The sequence below is a fragment of the Streptomyces sp. NPDC059740 genome (genome assembly GCF_042733155.1).
GTDB lineage: Bacteria > Actinomycetota > Actinomycetes > Streptomycetales > Streptomycetaceae > Streptomyces.
In genome coordinates this window covers 1-17,903 of the sequence record NZ_JBHWGP010000014.1, presented here as the reverse complement: position 1 = coordinate 17,903, position 17,903 = coordinate 1, and the positions used below count along the sequence as shown (strand labels likewise).

Genomic DNA, 17,903 nt, shown 5'->3' with positions numbered 1-17,903 from the left:
AATCTGACAGTTCGTCCTCCGGTCAGGGGCGCGGTGCGACCGCGTACCCCTCGGGCACCACGCCGTACGGCATGTCCCCGGACCCTGAGAAGGCCGCAACCGCCGGTGACCAGTCGCGGTCGGAGGAGCCGAAGACCGAGACCACGTTGACCACCCGCATCAAGATCAACATTCCGGGGTCGCGGCCCATCCCGCCGGTCGTGGTCCGCACGCCGGTGACGGACGACGCGCCCCGCCCCGAGGCGCAGGCCGAGGAGGTCCCCGAGGCCGAGCCCCTGCCCTCGCGCACCGGCGCCACACCACGGCCCGAGGCCCCCGCGGCCGCCGCCGAGGAGAAGCGGGAACCGGAGCGCGCCAGCGACTGGTTCGCGCCCCGCAAGCCGCGCGGCGGACAGAGCGCCCCCGGCGCGTCCGGGCCGGCGCAGCAGCCCCCGGCCCAGCGCACCGGCCCCGGCCCGGCCGGCGACCCGGGCCGGCCGGACCGGTCAGGCCCCGGTGCGCCGGGCGCCCGCGGCGGAGCCGACCCGTTCGCCACGGGCCAGGCGGCCGACCCGTTCGCCACCGGCCAGACGCCCTCGCCGTTCGACGAGCCCGCGCCTGCCACCCCGTTCGACACCCCGGCGGCCTCGCCGTTCGACGGGCCGGCCACCCCGCCCGGCAGCCCCTTCGACAGCCCGGCCCCGGCGGCGGACGCCGACCCGTACGGCGCCCACGGGAGCCCGTACGGCACCCCGCCCGCCGGCACCCGGCCGCCCCGCCCCGCCGGCCCCACCACCGGCCCCGGCCTCGGCAGCGGCTCGCTCGACCTGCCGCCCGGCTTCGCCGGCGCGCCGGCCGGCCCGGGGCGCACCGACCGGGAGGACCCGGCGGCCACCGGCGGCCACCCGGTCGCAGCCGACGACACCGCCGTCCTCACCCCGCAGCCGCCCGCCCCCGACCACGGCACCCCGCCGGGGATCGCCGGCGGGGTGCCCCGTGGCGGCGCGCCTCGCGGGGCGGGTGACACCGCCCCCGGCGGCATCCCGCGGGTGTCCGCGAACGACAAGCCGGCCCCCTCGCCCTTCGACGGCTCGCCCTTCGACGCCGGACCGGTCGTGCCGGCCGAGGACGAGGGCCCCCGCAAGTCGCTGCCGCCCATCCCCGAGCCCATCAACCCGCCGAAGAAAAAGGGCCGCAACAAGCTCGTCCTGCTCGCCACGGCCGTCGTGGTGGTGGCCGGTGTCGCCTACGGCGCGGGGCTGCTGCTCGACCACGCCGACATCCCCAACGGCACCACCGCCCTCGGGGTCGACATCGGCGGGATGAACCGGGAGGACGCCGTCGACAAGCTCGACAAGGCGCTCGGCGACCGGCCCACGGCCCCCCTCACCCTGGACGTCGACGGCAAGTCGGTCTCCCTCCAGCCGTCCAAGGCCGGTCTGCGCATCGACACCGACGCCACCGTCGAGCACGCCTCGGGCCGGGACTACAACCCCGTCTCGGTCATCGGCTCCCTCTTCGGGCAGACGCACGCCGCCGACCCGGCCGTCGTCGTCGACGACGAGAAGCTGACGGCCGCGCTGCGCACCGCCACGGGCCCCGCGAACGCGGCCGAGGCGGGCGGCATCACCTTCGAGCACGGCCGCGCCGTGCCGCACTACGGCCAGACCTACCGGGCCGTGGACGCGAGCGCCTCCGGCAAGGCCGTCGCCGCGGCCTACGAACAGCGCGCCGTGGACGGCCGCAACGTGCCGGTGCACCTCAAGGCCACCGAGCAGCAGCCGGCGGTCACCAAGGCGGCCATCGACAAGGCGATGAAGACCTTCGCCGAGCCGGCCATGTCGGGGATGGTGACGGTGCGCACCGACGCCGTCCACTCGATCTCCTTCAGCCCGGAGAAGTCGATCCCGAAGTTCCTGTCCATGACGGTCGTCTCCGGCGGGCAACTCCAGCCGCACTACGACCTGAAGGCGCTGCACGCGCTCTACGGCGCCACCTTCGACGGGGAGACCGTCGAGACCGCCTCGGGTCCGAAGCCGGTCACCCCCGAGCTCGTCTCGGTCGCCCTCAACCAGGCCCTGCGGTCCACCGACCCGGCCGGGCGGACGCAAGTCCTCGGCGACGCCGGCTGAGAGCCGGGGACACACCGCCGGCGGGGCGGGACGCGGAGGACACCTCCCGCGTCCCGCCCCGCGGCGCAGCCGGGGCTGCCGCGGCCCCTAGGGGACGGGGTCAGGGGTCCCCCCATGACATCTGTCACCGCCACCTGACGACCGCTGACACTGCCCCGCGCCGGCCGCATCCGCGACAGTGGTGGCATGACGACGCAAGCCACCCCGCAACCCAGCGCCCCACCCCGGCGCGACGCCCCACCCGTGGTCACCTTCGAAGGGGTGGGCAAGAGCTACGGCAGCGTGCGAGCCGTCAGCGACCTCAGCCTGGAGCTCCACCCCGGTGAGACGGTCGCCCTGCTCGGCCCGAACGGCGCCGGCAAGTCCTCCACGCTCGACCTGCTCCTGGGGCTGCGCAACCCCGACACCGGCTCCGTCACCGTCTTCGGCACCACCCCGCGCCGGGCGATCGAAACCGGCCGGGTCGGCGCGATGCTGCAGAGCGGTGCGCTGATGGACGGCGTGAAGGTCCGGGAACTGGTGCAACTCGCCTGCTCCCTGCATCCCAAGGCGCACCCGGTGGAGGAGGTGCTGGCCACCGCCGGCATCACCGACATCGCCGACCGCCTCGTCGACAAGCTCTCCGGCGGCCAGGAGCAGCGCGTCCGGTTCGCGGTGGCCACCGCCGGCGCCGTCGACCTGGTCGTCCTGGACGAGCCGACCACCGGCATGGACGTCACCGCCCGGCAGACCTTCTGGGGCACGATGAAGGACCAGGCGCGCAGCGGGCGCACGGTGCTCTTCGCCACCCACTACCTGGAGGAGGCGGACGCGATCGCCGACCGCGTCATCGTCCTGCACCGGGGCAAGGTCCTCGCCGACGGGACGGCCAGTGAGATCAAGGCCAGGGCCGGGGCGCGCCGCATCGTCTTCGACCTGGCCGGCGACATCGACCGCGACCGGCTGGGAACGCTGCCCGCGCTGGTCTCGCTGGAGGTCTCCGGCCGCACGGTGCGCATCCAGTCCAGCGACGCCGACGCCACCGTCCACGCCGTCTACGGGGCCGGCCTCTACCCCCGCAACCTGGAGGTCTCCGGGCTCGGCCTGGAGCAGGCCTTCATCGCCCTCACCGACGCTGCGACCGCCCAGGAGGCGGCACGATGAACACGCTGATCAAGCTGGAGATCGTCCGCGCGCTGCGCAACAAGCGCTTCATGTTCTTCTCGGTGATCTACCCGCCGGTGCTGTACATGATCATCGCGGGGGGTGCCGGGAGCGCCAAGGTCCCGGGCACCGCCCTGAACCTGAACCTGTACTACATGGTCTCCATCGCCGCGTTCGGCGCCATGACGGCGGTGCTGCTCGGCAACAGCGAGCGGATCGCCAAGGAGCGCGAGAAGGGCTGGGTGCGCCAGCTGCGGCTGACCTCGCTCCCCGGCCGCGGTTACGTCATGGCCAAGATCGCCGCCGCGGCCACCGTCAGCCTGCCCTCGATCGTCCTGGTGCTGGCCACCGCGGGCGCCGTCAAGGGCGTGCGGCTGGAGGTGTGGCAGTGGGTGGCCATCGCGGTGGCGACCTGGCTGGGCAGCTTCGTCTTCGCCGCGCTGGGCGTCGCCATCGGGTACCTGGCCAGCGGTGACGCGGTCCGTCCGGTCGCCATGCTGGTCTTCTTCGTCCTGGCCTTCGCCGGCGGCCTGTGGATGCCGCTGACGTTCCTGCCGGACTGGGTGCAGAACATCGCCGAGTGGCTGCCCACCCACGCCTATGCGGGCCTGGGCCAGTCCATGGAGGTCGGCGACGCGCCCCGGGCCAAGGACGTGGCACTGCTCGTCGGCTACCTCCTGGTCTTCGCCGGCCTGGCCGCCTGGCGCTACCGCAAGGACACCCGCAAGGCGTGACGGGACGCCACGGGGGTGCGTCCCACACGCCACCGGGCCCCGGGAACCACCGACGAGGTGGTTCCCGGGGCCCGGTGGCCGGCTCGCGGCCCCGTCAGGACTGGGGCTTGCTGCCGTGGTTGGCCGCGTTCTTGCGGCGGGCCTTCTTCTTACGGCGTCGCTTCGAGGACATGGAGCCTCCCTCTCGTAGACGTTGCGGGGATTCACACCCTTTCAACCGGTATGGACCCCGGTCAACTGAGGATCGCGTACCCCGGCGTGCCCCGGACGACGCCTCGCGGACGCAGTGGCACACCTCACCCCGTCCTGCCTCACCCCGTCCGCCTCAACCGCAGAGTGCGGCCCGGTCGGGCACCATCGGGGGCGGGGCGCCCGCCTCACCGATGCGCAGAAGGGAAGACGCCGGTGCAGCCCACCGACACCGTCACCACCGACCGGCCGGGTCTGCCGGGACCCGGCGGCCCGGAGGAGGGCCGCGTCCGCATCGGCGAGTCGGCCAGGAACTGGCGGGAGGCGGTCTCCAAGACCGTGTGGATCGGGCTCTGGCTCATCTACCTGGTCGGCCCGGTCGGTGTCCTGGTCTCCGGCGGTTACGAGGCCGGGGGCCACCACGTCACCCTCAACCCCCTCGAGCGCGCGCTGGGCACCCTCGGGCTGCTGTTCTTCGTCGGCCTCTACCTGGTCCTCGTGGTCCGGATCGTGGGCCGGCCCATCCCCGCGCGGACCCTGTACGGCATCGCCGGGCTCATGGGCGGCCTGTCCGTCGTGCTCTCGCTGGTGCTGGGGCCCGACTGGCTCGTGATGTTCATCTTCACCTCGGTCGCCGGCGGCATCGTGCTGCCCTGGCGGGGCGCCCGGGTGTGGGTCCCGGCCGTCACCGGCGTGCTCGTCCTGGTCGCCCTGCGCTACCACGGCCTGGAGGACTACCTCCCCGCCTACGCGCTGCCCTGCCTGGCCAGCGGGTTCGCCATGGTCGGCGTCCAGCACCTGATCCGCACCACGGCCCAGCTGCGTGCCGCCCGCGAGGAGGTGGCCCGGCTGGCCGCCGGCGAGGAGCGGTTGCGCATGGCCCGCGACCTGCACGACCTGCTCGGCCACTCCCTGTCGCTGATCACCCTCAAGAGCGAGCTGGCCGGCCGCATGCTGCCGGAGCGGCCGCAGGACGCCGCGCAGCAGGTCAGCGACATCGAGCAGGTGAGCCGGCAGGCGCTGGTGGACGTCCGGGAGGCGGTCACCGGCTACCGCAGGCCCCAGCTCGCCGTCGAACTCGCCGGGGCGAAGGCGGCGCTGCGGGCCGCCGGGATCACCGCGGACGTCGCCCCCGTCCCGGACGGTCTGCCGCCCCGGGACGCCGAGTCCGTCCTGTCCCGGGACGCCGAGTCCGCCCTGGCCTGGTCCGTGCGGGAGGCCGTCACCAACGTCGTGCGGCACAGCGGCGCCGGCCGCTGCGAGGTGCGGCTGCACCGGGAGCGGGAGGACGGCCGCTCCTACCTCTGCCTCACGGTCCTCGACGACGGGAGCGGGCCGCCCCGCGCCCACCACGAGGGCAACGGGCTGACCGGCCTGCGCGAACGGCTCGCCCTGGCCGACGGCCTCCTGCACACCGGCCCGGCCGCCGGCCACCGGGGCTTCGCCCTGCGGGCCCTGGTGCCGCTCCCGGACGCGGCCGCGGCCAGGGGGGACGGGCCGGAGGCGGCAGGCAGGACGTGAGGCCGGCCCGTCCGGAGAGCGGGCGACGGCGGCCCGGGTGCGGGGTCCGGTGCCCGCGGCCCGGCCTGCCCCGTCCGCTGCCCGTGCTCAGAACCAGCCCTTCTCCTGCGCCGTGCGCACCGCCTCCGCCCGGTTGCGGGCGCCCGTCTTCTGCACGGCGGTGGAGAGGTAGTTGCGGACCGTGCCGTAGGAGAGGCTGAGGGAACGCGCGATCTCCGCGTTGGTCGAGCCGTCGGCAGCCGCCCGCAGCACGTCCCGCTCCCGGTCGGTGAGCGGACTCGCGCCCTCCGCCAGCGCGGCCGCTGCCAGCGTCGGATCGATGACCCGCTCACCCGCCAGCACCCGCCGCACCGCGTCCGCCAGGTGGGCCGCCGGCGCGTCCTTCACCAGGAACGCGCACGCCCCCGCCTCCATGGCCCGCCGCAGGTAGCCGGGGCGCCCGAAGGTGGTGAGGATGACGACGCGGACCTCGGGCAACGCCTCCCGGAGCGCCGCGGCGGCCTCCAGGCCGCTCATGCCCGGCATCTCGATGTCCAGGAGCGCCACGTCCACCGCCCCGGCGCGCGCCGCGGCCACCACCTCGTCCCCCCGCGCGGCCTGCGCGACCACCTCCAGGTCGCCCTCCAGGCCGAGCAGCGCCGCCAGCGCCTCCCTGACCATCGACTGGTCCTCGGCCAGCAGCACTCTGATCACGCCGGGATTCTACGGCGGGACGGCCGTCCGGGGACCGGGCGCGGGACCGTCGGCCACCGGCGGCCCGGACCCGCGGGGTCAGTTCAGCATGGCGCGCGCCGAGGCCGCCTGGGCGCGCAGCGTCTGCGCGGTCCCCGGCTCGACGGGTTCGACGATGTCCGCGTAGCCCTCCAGCTCCGCCGCGCCGCGCAGGTACTCGCCGCGCTGCACCAGCACCTGCGCCCGCTCGTACCGCAACCGCGCCGGCCGGCTCGGCAGCAGCATCGCCAGCTCGATGGCCCACAGCTGCACCGCGGACTGCTCCGGCCGGGTGGCGGCCCAGGCGCGGATGTTGTTCAGGACGCGCCCCACGATCTCCAGGGGCTGCGCCGGTTCCAGCAGCCGCGCCGTCAGCGCGAGCCCCTCCCCGCCCGCCACCAGCGCCGCGGCGTCCTCCTCGCTCAGCGGCAGCCCGCCGGTGAAGGGATCGGCCAGCGCGTGGTCACCGTAGGGGTCCCCGAACCCGACGACGAAGTGGCCCGGCAGCGCCACCCCGTACACCGGCAGCCCCGCCCGGCGCGCCACCTCCAGCCACACCACCGACAGCAGGATCGGCAGCCCCCGGCGGCGCCGCAGCACCTCGTGCAGCAGGGACGACTCCAGCCGCCGGTAGTCGGAGTCGGCGCCGTGGAAACCCTCCCGCCCGCCCAGCAACCCGGCGACGTCCCGGGCCCAGGACGCGGGCGAGCCGACCTGCTCGGAGGGGAGCGGCGTGGGTCCGCCCGCGGTGTCCGGCGGGCGCGGGGGCGGCTGGTGGGTGGCGGGCAGCAGCCCGGCCAGGCGGTCCAGCTCGATCTGCGCGGCGTCCAGCCCCGCCTCGTCCAGCGCGGGGTCGGCCTCCGCGCCGATCAGGAGGCAGAGCAGGGCCAGGTCCGGCCGCTCCTCACGGGCGGCCTGCGCGAACCGCTCCCGCCGGTCGGGCAGCGCGTGGGTCTCGGGTCGGGGTGCGGAGTTCATCGGGCGCTCCGGTGGCCGTCGTCGTCACGGGGGGCTGCGGGGGAGCCACCGCCCCCCGGGTGCCCCGCAGCCGCCGGGCAGACGCAGCGGACCCGCCACGGACCGCCGTGCACCGCCCCGCGCCTCACGCGGACCCCGCCACCGGGCCGCGCCGGTAGTGGTACCGGTGGTGCTCGGTGAAGCCCAGGCGTTCGTACATCGCCCAGGCGCCCTCGTTGTCCGCCTCCACCTGGAGGTACCCGGCGCTCGCCCCCTCCGCCAGGGCGCGGTGGGCGAGCGCCGCCATCACCAGGGTGGCCAGCCCCCGGCGGCGGTGGGCGGGCGCCACCTCGATCGCGGCGAAACCCGCCCAGCGCGCCGTGCCCGGCCCGGTCGTCGACCACGGCGGCCCGTCGACGACCAACCGGCCGATCGCCGCGGTCGTGCCGTCCGGCGCGGGCAGCTTCGCGCACCACACCGAGGGCCCGCCGCTCAGCACCCGCAGTGCGGCGGGGGAGGCCTGGGCGGAGTGGTGGTAGAGCGCCAGCCACTCGGCGTCCGGCTCCCGCGAGAGGCGCACCCGGTCCAGCTCGTGGGGGTCGACGGTGTCCGGCAGCGGGGCGAGCGGCGCGGTGAGCAGGACGGCGGGCGCCTCGCGGGTCCAGCCGCGGGCGGCCAGCGCCGCGTCGAGGTCCTCCCCGGCAGGGCCCGTAGCGCCGTCCTGCACCACCAGGTACGGCGGCAGGCCGCGCTCGGCGTACCAGCGCGCGACGGCGCTCACCGCCGTCCCCAGGTCGGCGCCGGGGTCGCCGAGGGCCAGCGCGGAGTTGGCGCGGCGGGTGAAGCCGTCGGCCGCGCGCAGCGTCCACGCGCCCAGCCGCTCGCTCTCCATCGGAGGCCAGCCGCGCGCCGCGACCCGTTCCAGGTCGGTGGTGGAGACCTTCGGGGTGCGGCGCCGGGGCGGCGTCGGGGGAATCACCTTCCCGGCAACCAGCGCGTCCTGCGATATGGACACCGACACCCCGTCCCGGCGTGTGATGCTCAGCACACCTGACACCCAGGATGTGAGCTCGCCGACGGTGTCGGTGTACCGCGCACCCGCTGCCGGCGCCTCGCTCAGGCGGCGGACGGATACTCTTCTGCCCACGTCATCGGGGGTGATGCGGACGTGCATGCGCGCGTCGGCGGTGAAACCCACAGCTTTGTCAGCCCCTCTTGTTCGTCTCGCGACCGTGACCGGAGATACTAGAGGCGGGCATCGACGACGCCGCGCTCCCGCGCACCCGCGGCGGAACTGCCAACCGGTCCGCCAGCCCTAACGAGGAGGAACGACAGCGTGACCTACGTCATCGCGCAGCCTTGTGTCGACGTCAAGGACAAGGCCTGCATCGAGGAGTGCCCCGTCGACTGCATCTACGAGGGTTCCCGGTCCTTGTACATCCACCCGGACGAATGCGTCGACTGCGGCGCGTGCGAGCCGGTCTGCCCGGTGGAGGCCATCTTCTACGAGGATGACACCCCGGACGAGTGGAAGGACTACTACAAGGCGAACGTCGAGTTCTTCGACGAGCTCGGGTCGCCCGGTGGTGCCAGCAAGCTCGGCCTGATCGAGCGCGACCACCCCTTCGTCGCCAGTCTGCCGCCGCAGAACCAGTAAACGGCCGCACCCCGCGTCGCCCGGTCCCGTACGGCCGTGCCGCCGCCGCCTTCGGGCGGCCCGGCCGCCCTGCGGGACCGCGGCGTTTTCCGGGGCCGCCCCGCCAGCAGAAAGAGAACGCCGTGCCCGCAGTCTCAGACCGCCTGCCCGTCTTCCCCTGGGACAGGCTCGAGCCCTACAAGAAGACCGCCGCCGCGCACTCCGACGGCATCGTCGACCTCTCGGTCGGCACCCCCGTCGACCCGGTGCCCGAGGCCGTCCAGAAGGCGCTGGCGGAAGCGAGCGACTCCCCGGGCTACCCCACCGTCTGGGGCACCGCCGAACTGCGGGACGCGCTCACCGGCTGGGCGGAGCGCAGGCTCGGCGCCAAGGACCTCACCCACCACCACGTCCTGCCCGTCGTCGGCTCCAAGGAACTGGTGGCCTGGCTGCCGCTCCAGCTCGGCCTCGGCGCCGGCGACCGGGTCGCCTACCCGCGGCTGGCCTACCCGACCTACGAGATCGGCGCCCGCCTGGCCGGCGCGGAACCCGTCACCTACGACGACCCCTGGGAGGTGGACCCGCAGGGGCTGCGACTGCTGTGGCTCAACTCGCCCTCCAACCCCACCGGTCGCGTCCTGACCCCCGAGGAACTGCGCCGCACCGTGGCCTGGGCGCGTGAGCACGGGGTGCTGCTCGCCAGCGACGAGTGCTACATCGAACTGGGGTGGACCACCGACCCGGTCTCGGTGCTGCACCCCACCGTCTGCGGCGGCAGTTACGAGGGAATCCTCGCCCTCCACTCGCTCTCCAAGCGCTCCAACCTCGCCGGTTACCGGGCCGCGTTCCTCGTCGGCGACGCACACGTCCTCGGCGAGCTGCTGCAGATCCGCAAGCACGGCGGAATGATGGTCCCCGCGCCGGTGCAGGCGGCAACGGTCGCGGCGCTCGGTGACACCTCCCACGTGGCCGAGCAGCGGGAGCGCTACGCCCACCGGCGCGACGCCCTGTGGTCCGCGCTGGAGGCCGCCGGCTTCCGCATCGAGCACAGCGAGGCCTCGCTGTACCTGTGGGCCACCCGCGACGAATCCTGCTGGGAGACCGTGGCCTGGCTCGCCGAACGCGGCATCCTCGCGGCCCCCGGTGACTTCTACGGCGAGGCCGGTGACCGCTTCGTCCGCATCGCCCTCACCGCGAGCGACGAGCGGGTGCAGGCCGCGGTACGCCGGCTGGTCGCCGCGGGCTGACCGCAGCCGCCGGGCAGGACGCCGGTGCCCGTCCGGCCCGGGCCCACCGCGACGAGGGGCCCATGGACGCTTTTCCCGCGTCCACGGGCCCCTCGTGCGTTCCCGCCCGGCGCGTCAGGCTCGTGGCCGGCGCGGGGACGGGGAGGTGGGTGGGGTCACACCAGGGGAAGGCCGTTGAGGGGAAGGCCGTTGACGGGGAGGCCGCCGAGGGTCTTGGTGATCGGGGCGAGGCCGGTGGCCGCCGACAGGCCGTTCTTCGTCGTGGTGTGCGTGGCGTCGCCCACCAGCTCACCCGCGGTGCCGGCAGCCTGCCCGGCGGTCTTCTGCGCCGCGGGGGTGACCTTCTTGACGGCCGCGCCGCCGGTGCGGCCGGCGGCCGGGACGGTCTCCTTCATGGTCTTCGCGCCGACCTCACCGACGAGGGAGGTGGCACCGCGGGCGGCTCCGTCCACGGTGTCGCCGAGGCTCCCGGGGTCCACGGCGGTCAGTCCACCCAGGTTGGGGGCCGCGACCGGCTCGGCGGCGCAGGCGGCGCCGGCCGCACCGACCACGGGAGCTGCGCCCGCTGCGACCAGCAGCGCGGCTCGGGCGATCCGACGCGTAACGGGGAGGGACATGGTGCTCCTTTGACGGAGAGGGACTTGGGTCTTGACGAGGGCGTGCGGCTCGCACGTCCGGTGCCCGCCGGGCGGACGCCGTGACTACCGACGCGGACACCGAGAGGTTGCGGGGCGCCGCGGTAAAGAATCGGTAACGCGTCGTACTATCCGATTCGGGGAAAACCGGCCTGATTCGGGTGAAGAGAGTTGCGGCGTGACGAGCCCGCGTTGGCCGTCGGCCCTGCTCAGCTCGGCAACCGGGGGCGCCCGCGCAGGGGTTGGCGGGCGTGCCGCAGCAGCGCCGGGCGGGAGCGCCGGGCCTCCGCCCGGGGGACGGGGTGAACTAGTGAGCGATCACGATGCGTACACCGTCGTCCGCGGTTTCCGCGGCCTTCCCGTCGCCGGCGTCCCTCTGTTGCCAGCCCTTCCCGGAATCCGCCACCGTCCACGTCCGCCCGGCGTAGGAGATGCGTTCGAGACGCAGGTCGGCGGAGTGAGCCATGGCCCAGTTCGCCAACTCCCAGCCGCGCCGGGACCGGTCGCCGGCTGCGGCCCGCCCGCCGGCGGCCACCGGAACCGTCAACTCGTAGGGCGGCGTACCCCCGCTGCCCGTCGAGGCGCCCGCCGAGGCGCGCGGCAGCACGCCGGGGCCGAACTCCCGGACCAGCGCACCGCGCACCTTCGCCGCGCCGTTCGCGTCCCCCCGGCCCTTGGGCAGGGCCTGCACGCAGCTCAGCGCGGCCCCCTCGCGCCCGGTCAACGCCCCCGCCAGGGCGGCGGCGTGCGACTCGTGCTTGGCGTACGCCTGCGGGAACGCGCTGCGCTGGACCTGCTGGGCCGCCACCGTCAGCGGCAGCCGCGCGTAGCCCGGGATCTTCGCCAGGTGGGTGTAGAACTCCCCGGCCGAGTAGACCGGGTCGAGGATCTCCTTGCGGGTGCCCCAGTCCTGCGAGGGCCGCTGCTGGAACAGGCCCACGCTGTCGCGGTCGCCGAAGCGGACGTTGCGCAGCTCCGACTCCTGCATCGCCGTCGCCAGGGCGATGGTCACCGCCCGCTCCGGCAGCCCCCTGGCCGAGCCCACCGCGGAGATGGTCGCCGCGTTGGCCGCCTGCTCCGGGCTCAGCTCGTAGGGGTCCTCGCCGTGCCCCGCGTCCACGGTGCAGGTGGGCACGCCCGGCCCACCGGTGACGTACTGCACGACGAGATAGGCGACCAGCCCGACCAGCACGGCGAAGGCCACGGCCAGACGCCACAGCCAGGAGGTGCGGAGGGACACGCGGGAGGGCGAGGACACGCCCGCAAGCCTACTGGGACGCGCCGGTAGGGTCTGACGCCATGGTTCCCGCACAGCCCCAGTCGCAGCCCTTCGTCCTCGACCTCTCCGCGGACGCCGCGACCCTCACCGCAGCCCTCGTCGACATCCCCTCCGTGAGCCACCAGGAGCAGGTGCTGGCCGACGCCGTGGAGCAGGCGCTGCGGCAGCTGCCCCACCTCACCGTCGACCGGCACGGCAACACCGTCGTGGCCCGCACCCACCTCGGCCGCTCCGAGCGGGTCGTCCTCGCCGGCCACCTCGACACCGTCCCCGTCGCGGACAACCTGCCCTCCCGCCTCGACGAGGACGGCGTGCTGTGGGGCTGCGGCACCTCCGACATGAAGTCCGGCGTCGCGGTGCAGCTCCGCATCGCCGCCACCGTCCCCGCGCCCAACCGCGACCTGACCTTCGTCTTCTACGAGGCCGAGGAGGTGGCCGACGTCCACAACGGCCTGGGCAAGGTCGCCGAGGCGCACCCCGACTGGCTGGCCGGCGACTTCGCGGTCCTCCTGGAGCCCTCCGGCAACCACGTGGAGGGCGGCTGCCAGGGCACCCTCCGCGTCCACCTGCGCACCGCAGGCGAGCGCGCACACTCCGCCCGCTCCTGGATGGGCTCCAACGCCATCCACGCCGCGGCGCCCCTGCTGGCGCGGCTGGCCGCCTACGAGCCGCGCCGGGTGGTCGTCGACGGGCTGGAGTACCGCGAGGGCCTCAACGCCGTCCGGATCGAGGGCGGCGTCGCGGGCAACGTCATCCCCGACGCCTGTACCGTCACCGTGAACTTCCGCTACGCCCCCGACCGGACCGGGGAGGAGGCACTCGCCCACCTCCACGAGGTCTTCGCGGACTGCGGAGTGGTCGAAACCGAGGTCGACGACCACTCCGGGGCCGCTCGCCCCGGCCTGACCCACCCCGCGGCCCGTGCCTTCGTGGCAGCCGTCGGCGGCACCCCGCAGCCCAAGTACGGCTGGACCGACGTGGCCCGCTTCAGCGCGCTGGGCGTGCCCGCCGTCAACTACGGACCCGGGGACGCCCTGCTGGCGCACAAGCGGGACGAGCACGTGGTGGCCGAGCACGTGGTGGAGTGCGAACGGCGGCTGCGCGCCTGGCTGGAGGGGTGAGCCCGCGGCGCGCTGCGGACGGTGCCGCGCGGCACCGGCGACGCGCCGTCCCACCCGCCTCCGCGCTCCCGACCGGGGGAATTTCCCGCTGTGTCACCTGCGACGACTTAGGGTGAGCGCAAAGCAATAGGCAGTCGGAGGGAGCACGTCATGGCCAATCCCGAGGGAGCGCGCACATCGCAGGAACGCCGGCTGGGCCGGGTGCTGCGCCGCCGCGACCAGGTCGACTCCGGCACCACCGACCAGCGGCTGCTGGACACCCAGGGGCCGTCGGAGTGGGTGCACACCGATCCATGGCGGGTCATGCGCATCCAGGCGGAGTTCGTCGAGGGGTTCGGCGCGCTGGCCGAACTGGGGCCGGCCATCAGCGTCTTCGGTTCCGCCCGCACCCCGCAGGACGCCCCCGAGTACGACGCGGGCATCCGGCTCGGGCGCGCGCTGGTGGAGGCGGGGTTCGCGGTCATCACCGGGGGCGGGCCCGGCGCCATGATGGCCGCCAACCAGGGCGCCTACGAGGCGGGCGGCACCTCGGTGGGGCTCGGCATCGAGCTCCCCTTCGAGCAGGGCATGAACCCCTACGTCAACCTCGGCGTGGACTTCCGGTACTTCTTCGTCCGCAAGACCTGCTTCGTGAAGTACGCGCGCGGCTTCGTGGTGCTGCCCGGCGGCATGGGCACGATGGACGAGCTGTTCGAGGCCCTGACCCTGGTGCAGACGCGCAAGGTCACCAGGTTCCCGATCGTCCTGTTCGGGACCGAGTACTGGGGCGGCCTGGTGGACTGGCTGCGCCACACGGTGATCGCGGAGGGCAAGGCCGCGCCGCGCGACCTGGAGCTCTTCCACCTGACGGACGACGTGGACGAGGCGGTCGCCCTGGTCACCAAGGAGGTCGGCGGGGTCTGAGCGCCCCGGCGCCTCCCCGGCGTCCCGGCTCCGACGGCCCCCGAGGGCGCCGGGGCCGGCCGCCGGCCTCAGGCCAGCCCGCGCCGGGCCACCGCCGGCGGGCGGTGGCCCGCCAGGGAGGAGACCATGTCCAGGACCTGCCGGGTCTCGGCCACCTCGTGGACCCGGTAGACCTGCGCCCCCAGCCACGCCGAGACCGCCGTGGTGGCCAGCGTGCCCAGCACCCGTTCCTTGACGGGCCGGTCCAGCGTCTCGCCCACGAAGTCCTTGTTGGACAGCGAGACCAGCACCGGCCAGCCCGTCGCCGTCATCTCCGGCAGCCGCCGGGTCGCCTCCAGGCTGTGCCGGGTGTTCTTGCCGAAGTCGTGTCCCGGGTCGATGAGGACGGACTCCCGGGGCACGCCCAGCTCCACCGCCCGCTCGGCCAGCCCCACCGTGACCCGCAGGATGTCGGCCATCACGTCCTCGTAGACCACCCGGTGGGGACGGGTGCGCGGCTCGACGCCGCCGGCGTGGGTGCAGACCAGCCCCACCCGGTGGCGGGCCGCCACCTCGGCCAGCTTCGGGTCCACCCCGCCCCACGCGTCGTTGAGGAGGTCCGCGCCGGCCTCGCAGACCGCCTCACCCACCTCGTGGCGCCAGGTGTCGACGCTGATGACCACGTCGGGGTGGCGGCGGCGCACCTCCGCCACGAAGCCGACCGTGCGGCGTGCCTCCTCCTCGGCGTCGACCTCGTCACCCGGGCCGGCCTTCACCCCGCCGATGTCGATGATCGCCGCGCCCTCGGCCACGGCCTGCTCCACCCTGGCCAGCGCCGGCTCGTCGCGGAAGGTGGCGCCCTGGTCGTAGAACGAGTCGGGGGTCCGGTTGACGATCGCCATGATCACCCGCTCGTCCGGGCCGAACTCGCGATTTCCCAGCCGCAGCATCGTTGCGTCTCTCCCTTGCTTGGTCCGCCCAGCGACCTTACGACCTCCCGTGACACGCGGGGGCCGGTGCGGCGGCGTCCCGGGGCGGAGGACGGCACGGCGCGGGAGGGCTTCGTACACCGGGAGCGGGGCCGCGGGAGGCCCGGGGGCTCGCCCGCTGCCGCGGGGAAGGCCGTCAACCGCGGCATCGGGGCGCGCCGCGTGACACGATTCCTCCCAGACGTACAGCCAACGGGAGACGGACGTGTTCTGGTTCTTGCTGATCGCGATGGTCGCGGTGGTCGCCGCGGTCGCGCTCGCCGTGCTGGGCGGCGGCGACGGTGGCTCCCTGCGGGACGCGCCGCCCGACCGCCTGCACGACCCGCTGCCCTACGACCGCCCGCTGGACCGGGTGGACGTGGAGGGGGTGCGGCTGCCGCTGGCCTTCCGCGGCTACCGCATGACGGAGACCGACGAGGTGCTGGACCGCCTCGCCGCCGAGCTGACCGAGCGCGACGCGCGCATCGACGAGCTGGAACGGGCTCTGGCGGGACAGACCGCGGGCGGCACCGACCGCCCGGCCGGTCCCGGCCCGGCGGGCCTCGGCGGCGCTGCGGCGGACGGCGCGACGGCGGACGGGGTGACCGGTGCCGCGGCCGACGGCGCCACGGACGGCCCCGAGGCGGTGGCGGGCGCATGACCGAGGTCACCGGCCCGGCGGCCGCCGCTCCGGAGACGGCCGCCTCCCGCGGCGTGCAGACGGCCCCCGACGGCGTTCCGCGCTGCCCCTGGGGCATGACCTCGGAGGGCACGGCCGACTACCGGCGCTACCACGACACCGAGTGGGGCCGGGTGGTCCACGGTGACGACGCCCTCTTCGAACGGATGTCCCTGGAGGCCTTCCAGTCGGGCCTGTCCTGGCTGACGATCCTGCGGCGGCGGGAGGGCTTCCGGGCGGCCTTCGCCGGCTTCCGCATCGCCGAGGTCGCCCGCTTCACGGAGGCGGACGCCGAACGGCTGCTCGGCGACGTGGGCATCATCCGCAACCGGGCCAAGATCGCCGCGGTGCTGGCCAACGCCAAGGTGGCCGCCACCCTGGCGCCGGGCGAGCTCGACGCGCTGATCTGGTCCCACGCGCCGGACCGCGTGACCAGGCCCGCGCCCCGCACCCTGGACGACCTCCAGCCCGTCACCCCCGAGTCCACGGCACTGGCCAGGGAACTGAAGAAGCGCGGCTTCCGCTTCGTCGGGCCGACCACCGCGTACGCCACCATGCAGGCCTGCGGGCTGGTCAACGACCACCTCGCCGACTGCGCGGCGCGGGCCGCGGCGGAGCAGTCCTAGCGATCTGTTCCGGCGCCCCGGGGGGTTCAGCGGCCCACGAAGTCCGGACGCTCCTTGCGCAGGAACGCCTCCACCGCGATCCGGTGGTCCTCGGACGCGCCGGCCCTCGCCTGGAGCACGGCCTCCCGCTCCAGCGCCTGGGCCAGCGAGTGGTCGCCCGCGTACGCCACGGACTCCTTGAGCGCCGCGTAGGCGGCGGTCGGGCCCTTCGCCAGGGTGCGGGCGACGCGCGCGGCCTCGGCGGCCAGTTCGGCGGCCGGCACCACGCGGTCGACCATGCCGAGCCGGTGGGCCTCCTCGGCGCCGATGCTGCGGGGGAAGAGCAGCAGGTCCATCGCGCGTCCGGGGCCGACCAGGCGGGGCAGGGTCCAGGAGACCCCCGAGTCCGCGGTCAGGGCGACACCGGCGAAGGAGGTGTTGAAGGTGGCGGTGTCCGCGACGACCCGGTGGTCCGCGGCCAGGGCGAAACCGCACCCGGCGCCGGCCGCCACCCCGTTCACGCCCGCCACCACCGGCTTGGGCATCTGGGCGAGGGCCAGGGTGATCGGGTTGTAGTGCGCGCGGACGGTGTCCATCGACCCGGCCCCCTCGCCCGCCTCCCCTTCGGCGCGCAGCCCCGCCACGTGCTCCTTGAGGTCCTGGCCGACGCAGAACGCCCGGCCGGTGGCCGTCAGCAGCACCGCCCGCACCGCCGGGTCCTGCGCGACCTCCTGCAACAGGTCGCGCAGCAGTTCCTTCGTCGCGGTGTCGAGTGCGTTCATCGCGTCGGGGCGGTTGAGGGTGAGCGTCGCGAGTCCGTCGGTCAGGTCGTACAGGACGGGGTCGGCCATCGGGCTACTCCTCGGCAGGGCGGACCGCGGGGCGGCTGCCCGCCGGGTCCGCGGGGCGGGTCGGGGCTCAGGATGCCGGAGATCGTCCCGGGCGAGCAGGCTCGCGCGTGTGATGTACGTCAAACGCGACGGGCGGGCGGTCTCCGCAGGAAGGCGAAGTGTCCCGGCCCGCTTCCCGAATTAGGGGGTTTTGCCGCAGCCCGGCGCATGGGTGCGGGGGAGGGGGCGGAACCCGATGTTGGTCATCGGGTGCTGCCATGCGGGATAATGCGGTGAAGCAATGTGTTCGATGCCGGTGACACGACGCCTGTGAAGGCCGCCGGCTTGCGATGGGCTGGTTGCAGGAAGGGGAACGAGCATGGCGGCCATGAAGCCGCGGACGGGCGACGGCCCGCTCGAGGTCACCAAGGAGGGGCGGGGCATCGTCATGCGCGTTCCGCTCGAAGGCGGTGGACGACTCGTCGTCGAGCTGACGCCGCAGGAGGCCGAGGAGCTGGGTGAGGCCCTGAAGAAGGTCGTCGGCTGAGGGCCTTTCTTCCGGATCACGCCGGCCCCGGGGGGGGGGGGGGGAGTGTCTTGGGTAGCCCCGCCCCCCCCCGGCGGGGGGGTTAACCGGGGGGAAAGTTAGGGGCCG

General features: G+C 74.7%; 18 protein-coding genes. 11 read left to right on the top strand and 7 right to left on the bottom strand.

Annotated features, from left to right (window positions below; genetic code table 11):
* The first annotated feature begins 71 nt into the window (after nt 1–71).
* The 4 genes from ACFV3R_RS18440 (at nt 72) to ACFV3R_RS18425 (ending at nt 5,698) form a co-directional block, all read left to right on the top strand.
* Nucleotides 72–2,111 carry a hypothetical protein gene (locus ACFV3R_RS18440; protein WP_385583471.1) on the top strand — a complete coding sequence of 680 codons (2,040 nt, stop codon included), beginning with the start codon at nt 72–74 and terminating at the stop codon, nt 2,109–2,111.
* A 186-nt stretch (nt 2,112–2,297) separates the two neighbouring features.
* Nucleotides 2,298–3,254: an ABC transporter ATP-binding protein gene (locus tag ACFV3R_RS18435; RefSeq protein WP_385583468.1), complete on the top strand. Its 957-nt coding sequence runs from the start codon at nt 2,298–2,300 to the stop codon at nt 3,252–3,254.
* Nucleotides 3,251–3,988: an ABC transporter permease gene (locus ACFV3R_RS18430; RefSeq protein ID WP_385583465.1), complete on the top strand. Its 738-nt coding sequence runs from the start codon at nt 3,251–3,253 to the stop codon at nt 3,986–3,988. The genes ACFV3R_RS18435 and ACFV3R_RS18430 overlap by 4 nt, the downstream gene beginning before the upstream one ends.
* Nucleotides 3,989–4,393: 405 nt before the next feature.
* Nucleotides 4,394–5,698: a sensor histidine kinase gene (locus ACFV3R_RS18425; RefSeq protein ID WP_385583462.1), complete on the top strand. Its 1,305-nt coding sequence runs from the start codon at nt 4,394–4,396 to the stop codon at nt 5,696–5,698.
* Nucleotides 5,699–5,785: 87 nt separating this feature from the next.
* On the opposite strand, the gene ACFV3R_RS18420 is transcribed toward ACFV3R_RS18425, so the two are convergent.
* The 3 genes from ACFV3R_RS18420 to ACFV3R_RS18410 all read right to left on the bottom strand — a co-directional run bounded on the left by ACFV3R_RS18420 (nt 5,786) and on the right by ACFV3R_RS18410 (nt 8,564).
* Entirely contained in the window at nt 5,786–6,391 is a 606-nt protein-coding gene (locus ACFV3R_RS18420) for a response regulator (RefSeq protein WP_385583458.1), read from the bottom strand.
* A 78-nt stretch (nt 6,392–6,469) separates the two neighbouring features.
* The gene (locus tag ACFV3R_RS18415) at nt 6,470–7,387 is read right to left on the bottom strand and encodes a tetratricopeptide repeat protein (RefSeq protein WP_385583456.1); all 918 of its coding nucleotides are present in this window, start codon (nt 7,385–7,387) and stop codon (nt 6,470–6,472) included.
* Between the two features lie 124 nt (nt 7,388–7,511).
* A complete protein-coding gene (locus tag ACFV3R_RS18410) occupies nt 7,512–8,564 on the bottom strand; it encodes a GNAT family N-acetyltransferase (protein WP_385583453.1) in 1,053 nt (350 codons plus the stop codon).
* Between the two features lie 138 nt (nt 8,565–8,702).
* Between ACFV3R_RS18410 and fdxA the strand changes: the two genes are divergently transcribed.
* Both fdxA and dapC read left to right on the top strand, forming a co-directional pair.
* Nucleotides 8,703–9,023 carry a ferredoxin gene (gene fdxA / locus ACFV3R_RS18405; RefSeq protein ID WP_385583450.1) on the top strand — a complete coding sequence of 107 codons (321 nt, stop codon included), beginning with the start codon at nt 8,703–8,705 and terminating at the stop codon, nt 9,021–9,023.
* Between the two features lie 122 nt (nt 9,024–9,145).
* Nucleotides 9,146–10,249 carry a succinyldiaminopimelate transaminase gene (gene dapC, locus ACFV3R_RS18400; RefSeq protein ID WP_385583447.1) on the top strand — a complete coding sequence of 368 codons (1,104 nt, stop codon included), beginning with the start codon at nt 9,146–9,148 and terminating at the stop codon, nt 10,247–10,249.
* Between the two features lie 155 nt (nt 10,250–10,404).
* Here the strand turns inward: dapC and ACFV3R_RS18395 are convergent, their stop codons facing one another.
* A complete protein-coding gene (locus ACFV3R_RS18395; RefSeq protein ID WP_385583443.1) occupies nt 10,405–10,866 on the bottom strand; it encodes an ATP-binding protein in 462 nt (153 codons plus the stop codon).
* Between the two features lie 325 nt (nt 10,867–11,191).
* The gene (locus ACFV3R_RS18390; protein WP_385583439.1) at nt 11,192–12,142 is read right to left on the bottom strand and encodes a heavy metal transporter; all 951 of its coding nucleotides are present in this window, start codon (nt 12,140–12,142) and stop codon (nt 11,192–11,194) included.
* Nucleotides 12,143–12,183: 41 nt separating this feature from the next.
* On the opposite strand from ACFV3R_RS18390, the gene dapE reads away from it, so the two are divergent.
* Both dapE and ACFV3R_RS18380 read left to right on the top strand, forming a co-directional pair.
* On the top strand, nt 12,184–13,284 hold the full coding sequence (gene dapE / locus ACFV3R_RS18385) for a succinyl-diaminopimelate desuccinylase (protein WP_385583436.1): 1,101 nt from the start codon (nt 12,184–12,186) through the stop codon (nt 13,282–13,284).
* A gap of 150 nt (nt 13,285–13,434) precedes the next feature.
* Nucleotides 13,435–14,187 carry a TIGR00730 family Rossman fold protein gene (locus ACFV3R_RS18380; protein ID WP_385583433.1) on the top strand — a complete coding sequence of 251 codons (753 nt, stop codon included), beginning with the start codon at nt 13,435–13,437 and terminating at the stop codon, nt 14,185–14,187.
* A 68-nt stretch (nt 14,188–14,255) separates the two neighbouring features.
* On the opposite strand, the gene folP is transcribed toward ACFV3R_RS18380, so the two are convergent.
* Nucleotides 14,256–15,116 carry a dihydropteroate synthase gene (gene folP, locus ACFV3R_RS18375; protein WP_385583430.1) on the bottom strand — a complete coding sequence of 287 codons (861 nt, stop codon included), beginning with the start codon at nt 15,114–15,116 and terminating at the stop codon, nt 14,256–14,258.
* Nucleotides 15,117–15,360: 244 nt separating this feature from the next.
* Here folP and ACFV3R_RS18370 point away from each other — a divergent pair, with 244 nt between their 5' ends.
* Nucleotides 15,361–15,795 (top strand): DivIVA domain-containing protein, encoded by a 435-nt coding sequence (locus ACFV3R_RS18370; RefSeq protein WP_385583428.1) that lies wholly within the window; start codon nt 15,361–15,363, stop codon nt 15,793–15,795.
* On the top strand, nt 15,792–16,439 hold the full coding sequence (locus ACFV3R_RS18365; protein WP_385583425.1) for a DNA-3-methyladenine glycosylase I: 648 nt from the start codon (nt 15,792–15,794) through the stop codon (nt 16,437–16,439). The genes ACFV3R_RS18370 and ACFV3R_RS18365 overlap by 4 nt, the downstream gene beginning before the upstream one ends.
* A 26-nt stretch (nt 16,440–16,465) precedes the next feature.
* On the opposite strand, the gene ACFV3R_RS18360 is transcribed toward ACFV3R_RS18365, so the two are convergent.
* Nucleotides 16,466–17,269 (bottom strand): enoyl-CoA hydratase/isomerase family protein, encoded by an 804-nt coding sequence (locus tag ACFV3R_RS18360; RefSeq protein ID WP_385583421.1) that lies wholly within the window; start codon nt 17,267–17,269, stop codon nt 16,466–16,468.
* A 358-nt stretch (nt 17,270–17,627) separates the two neighbouring features.
* Here ACFV3R_RS18360 and ACFV3R_RS18355 point away from each other — a divergent pair, with 358 nt between their 5' ends.
* Nucleotides 17,628–17,795 (top strand): DUF3117 domain-containing protein, encoded by a 168-nt coding sequence (locus tag ACFV3R_RS18355; protein ID WP_086831452.1) that lies wholly within the window; start codon nt 17,628–17,630, stop codon nt 17,793–17,795.
* The last annotated feature ends 108 nt before the right edge of the window (nt 17,796–17,903 follow it).

Bases quoted from the DNA above. Each gene is read 5' to 3' on its own strand.
- ACFV3R_RS18355 (WP_086831452.1), top strand. From the start codon at position 17,628: ATGGCGGCCATGAAGCCGCGGACGGGCGACGGCCCGCTCGAGGTCACC.
- ACFV3R_RS18395 (WP_385583443.1), bottom strand. From the start codon at position 10,866: ATGTCCCTCCCCGTTACGCGTCGGATCGCCCGAGCCGCGCTGCTGGTC.
- ACFV3R_RS18380 (WP_385583433.1), top strand. From the start codon at position 13,435: ATGGCCAATCCCGAGGGAGCGCGCACATCGCAGGAACGCCGGCTGGGC.
- folP (WP_385583430.1), bottom strand. From the start codon at position 15,116: ATGCTGCGGCTGGGAAATCGCGAGTTCGGCCCGGACGAGCGGGTGATC.
- ACFV3R_RS18360 (WP_385583421.1), bottom strand. From the start codon at position 17,269: ATGGCCGACCCCGTCCTGTACGACCTGACCGACGGACTCGCGACGCTC.
- ACFV3R_RS18415 (WP_385583456.1), bottom strand. From the start codon at position 7,387: ATGAACTCCGCACCCCGACCCGAGACCCACGCGCTGCCCGACCGGCGG.
- ACFV3R_RS18440 (WP_385583471.1), top strand. From the start codon at position 72: ATGTCCCCGGACCCTGAGAAGGCCGCAACCGCCGGTGACCAGTCGCGG.
- dapE (WP_385583436.1), top strand. From the start codon at position 12,184: ATGGTTCCCGCACAGCCCCAGTCGCAGCCCTTCGTCCTCGACCTCTCC.
- ACFV3R_RS18430 (WP_385583465.1), top strand. From the start codon at position 3,251: ATGAACACGCTGATCAAGCTGGAGATCGTCCGCGCGCTGCGCAACAAG.
- ACFV3R_RS18435 (WP_385583468.1), top strand. From the start codon at position 2,298: ATGACGACGCAAGCCACCCCGCAACCCAGCGCCCCACCCCGGCGCGAC.
- ACFV3R_RS18365 (WP_385583425.1), top strand. From the start codon at position 15,792: ATGACCGAGGTCACCGGCCCGGCGGCCGCCGCTCCGGAGACGGCCGCC.